Annotated in this window: 1 protein-coding gene; it reads left to right on the top strand. The window is 34.4% G+C overall.

What is annotated here, in order from left to right; all coding sequences use genetic code 4:
* Positions 1-537 (top strand): EF-Tu C-terminal domain-related protein (locus MAGTDC_RS03520; protein ID WP_462138618.1); only part of this gene is annotated, 537 nt, incomplete at its 5' end.
* Positions 538-1497 lie beyond the last annotated feature (960 nt).

The raw sequence follows: 1497 nt of genomic DNA on the forward strand, positions 1-1497 counted from the left end.
AAAAGTGATACTGCAGATTTGATTGGTGATGATCAGTTTATTAAAACATCTGTTTCTGATATTGAGTGTTTCAAGAAATCTGTAAATAGTGCAAAGGCTGGTGAAAATGTTGGGGTTTTGTTGAGAGGTGTAAAAAACACCAAAGCTAATAAAGGTATGATTTTGTGTGCATCTGGTAGTTTAAAACCAAGTAATCATTATGAAGCAGCAGTTTATTTTTTGTCTCGTAGTGAAGGGGGAAGAAGACATCCAGTTACCTCACAGTACATTCAGCAGTTGTTTAGTCAAACATGGAATATAACATGTCGTGTCGACTTGGCCAAAGGAATGGCTCTTATAATGCCTGGTGAACATGCAACTGTAACACTCACTTTACTTAGAAATATGGTTATGACTGTTGGACAGAGTATTACATTAAGGGAAAATAATATTACTGTAGCAACTGGTGTTGTAACTAAGGTGCGAGATAAACTCATTTTACCAGAAAAGAAGGGACTTATTAAAGTGTCTGTACCACCACTTCACATAGAAACATAACACAGGTAAATAAAAGTAATTAGGAGTTAAAATGTTGTAGTCTTTAATACAGTTTTGTAGTCTTTACTACAGTTTTGTAGTCTTTACTAATCCTTGTTGCCAACACTATATTATTTGGAAAGTAAATCTATCAGTTACAATTAGAATTTCATTTATTTATTAAAAATGGAATCTTTATATATCCATTTTATAAAGTAGTTTGTAAATGTCACCAAAATGGTAGGAATTTGGCATTAATTAGTAACAAATTGTTGTAACAGATTTAGGCATTTGTAATATGCTTACGAAGTGTAAAAGTGAATTATATATATCCAAATTATAAGTATTGAATTTACATATCTGACAGATCAGGCCAAATAAGCTCTAGAGATGTGATAAGTCTGATATTGTGGTAATAGTTCCGATTGACATCCTTGTCTGGAAAAGCCATGTTTTACGTAAACTACAGACCAAAAATAGGTGCGGAAGCGAATAGTCTGCAAAAAAAATTGTTTGCAAAAAATTCGCAAAAATTTATTTTGGGGCCTAAATAACGTAAAAATGCGTTATTTCGTATTTTACATGAAACCTACGTATAAACAAAATTATACATCACTCTTTTTGAAACAGAACTCAATGCTGTAATGTCCAACGGCACCTCCAGTGCTGCTCGGCCTGTCGGCGGACCTCACAGAGTCTATTTACGCACGCTTTGCACACGTAAATAGACAATGCCTAGACCGCCCGTCTTCGGGGCTTCGCCCCTGAGACCTTATTACACAATTCTCAAGTCATTAATAACTCTACGACTCCAAGTGGTATATATATCTACAGTATATTCGTACGTTACATATATATCATTTGTCTAACATCTAATTTCTGAGCACTAGCAAATGAAGGCATACCTGTGCTTGAGTCAGTATTTTTACTACCTCAGCAATTAACAGAAAATTTGATGTGATGTTCTGCACAATCGAGTTT

This window comes from Candidatus Hodgkinia cicadicola, assembly GCF_002774925.1.